The sequence below is a fragment of the Streptomyces sp. JHA26 genome (genome assembly GCF_002005565.1).
Classification (GTDB): Bacteria; Actinomycetota; Actinomycetes; order Streptomycetales; family Streptomycetaceae; genus Streptomyces.
Genome location: NZ_BDJC01000136.1, coordinates 1 through 2,134, shown reverse-complemented (window position 1 = coordinate 2,134; position 2,134 = coordinate 1). Strand labels below are relative to the sequence as shown.

Sequence of the window (2,134 nt, the reverse complement as noted above, 5' to 3'; positions counted from 1 at the left end):
CCGCGGGGGCCCTCCGGGCCGGTCGCCGGCAGTCCGCGCTCGTTGCGCGCCTCGATGGCGGCCCGCCGGGCGGCCTCGGGATCGGCACCGCCGGGGCCGAACGTCCCGGTCGTAGGGCCGGGAAGGCCGGGGCCCGGCGCTCCGGTGCCGCCCCGCGCCCCGGCGGGGCCGGACGCGCCGGCACCGGCCCCCGGGTCGTCGCCGTCGTCCTCCGGGGCGGGGACCGGGTCGTAGCCGCACAGCGCTTCCTCCGCCGCCCCGACCGCCAGGCCGGTCAGCATCACGCGGCCGTCGTCGCAGACCAGCACCGTGCGGGCGGTGATGTTCCGGTGCACCCAGCCGTGGCCGTGCAGCACCCGCAGCGCCATGAGGACGTCGGAGGCGACCTCGGCCGCCCGGTACGGGGTCAGCGGCTGCTCGGCGAGCAGGGCGGCCAGGGGCCTCGCGGCCACCAGCTCGCTCACGATCCACAGCGAGCCGCCCTCGGCGAAGACGTCGAAGACCTGGTCCAGGCGGGGGTGGTCGGGAACGGCGGCCGCGGCCTGCGCGGCCTCGACGGCACGCCGTACCACCGGGTCGGCCGGGCGACCCGGACCGCCCCGGGGCGACCTGGGCCGCGGGCCGGGGTGCCGGGCGCCGCCGTTCCGGGCCGTGAAACCGTCGGGCAGGCCGTCCGCGTCGAGCACCTCCGCCTCGACGACCTCCGGCAACGGCACCTGCCGGACCATGACTTCCTGGCCGCTGTAGGTGTCGAAGGCCCGGCTCTCGGTCAGTTCGTACTCGTCGGACGGGGGCAGCGGCAGGCGGTAGCGGTCGGCGAGTATCCGTCCCGCGTAGTCGTCCACGTTGCCTCCCCCGGCAGCCCGGCCGGTCGGTACCGGTCGGTCGATTCCGTCCGTCTGACGGCACGTTCCCGCCGCGTACGGTCCGCAGGCATTCACGATACGTGCCGGAGGCAACCCGCAAAGAGAGGATGCCGGATCCCGGACGGCTCGGACCCGGGCCCGCCCGGATCAGGACTTGGGCGTGAAGGTCTTCGTCAGCGTCCGCCAGCTGTCCCGGCGCTGGTCACTGCCCCAGTCGGCGGCCTTCGCCGTGTACATGAGCGCGTAGCCCTGGTGGTCGTCGACGACGAACCCCCGGTCGACGGTCCGGTACGCGGTGCCACCGTCCTTGTAGGTGAACTCCCAGTCGGCCGCGTTCCAGCCGCGGTAGTCCACCTTCTCGATGCGGATCTTCTTGTACTGCGGGCGGACCATGTACCGCTCCTGGTTCCTCCAGTCCGCGACCGGGTCGTCCTTGGGCGTGGACGTCCAGGCGACCAGCAGCTTCTGTCCGCCGGGCCCGGTGAACCGGTCGCCGGCGGCGCCCGAGGACTGGAACTTCCATCCCTCGGGGAGCCCGATGGAGTACCCCTGGCCGCCCCGGTGGGTGACGGCCGCGCCCTCGTCCTCGCCCGCGCCGGTCCCGGCGTCGCCGGAGGCGCCCGCGCCGGGGCTGCTCGCGGAGTCCGGGGAGGTGCCCGTCGCCGGCCCGGAGGCGGAGCCGTCGGTACCGGGCCCTTCGCCGGAGGCGGAGCCGTCGGTACCGGGCCCTTCGGTCCCGTCCTGCTTGGTGTCACCGCTCGCGGAGGCGGTGGCGGCGGTCGCGGCACCGCCGGCCGTGCCCTTGCCCGCGTCGTCGTCACCGCCGAGGGTGAGGGCGAGCACGGTGCCGAGGACGGCGAGGACGACGATCACCGCGATGATCACGAGCGTCCGCTTCGGCACCACGTCGGTGAGCGGGGCGCGGGGCACGGGCCGGGGCGGCAGGTCCGGCGACGGCACGACGGGCCAGCCCGAACTCCGGGCTCCCGCACCGGCGTTCGGCGCCCCTGCGGTCCTGCCGGTACCGGCGGCGGGGGTCGTCGCCCGGGCCGGTGCGGGTGCCGCCCCGACGGAACCGGACGCGGCGGTGACCCCGGCGGTGCCGGCGGCGCCCGACCGGGTCCGGCCGCCGTCCGGCTCGGTGCGGGACGCGGCCGCGGCGCCCGTCGCACCCGCGGCGGCCTTCCGCACGGAGCGCAGTGCCCCGCGCAGCCGCTCCCCGGCCTCCTCCCGCTTGCCCGCGCCGCCCGCCGGGCCGCCCCGCCGGG

1 protein-coding gene and 1 pseudogene are annotated in these 2,134 nt (G+C 77.1%); both read right to left on the bottom strand.

Features of this window, described 5'->3' with window-relative positions; all coding sequences use genetic code 11:
* A partial coding sequence (locus JHAT_RS33365; protein WP_171991188.1) for a protein kinase occupies positions 1 to 845 on the bottom strand: 845 nt, incomplete at its 3' end.
* Between the two features lie 168 nt (positions 846 to 1,013).
* Positions 1,014 to 2,134 (bottom strand): annotated as a pseudogene (locus JHAT_RS33360) (serine/threonine protein kinase); the annotation flags it as partial.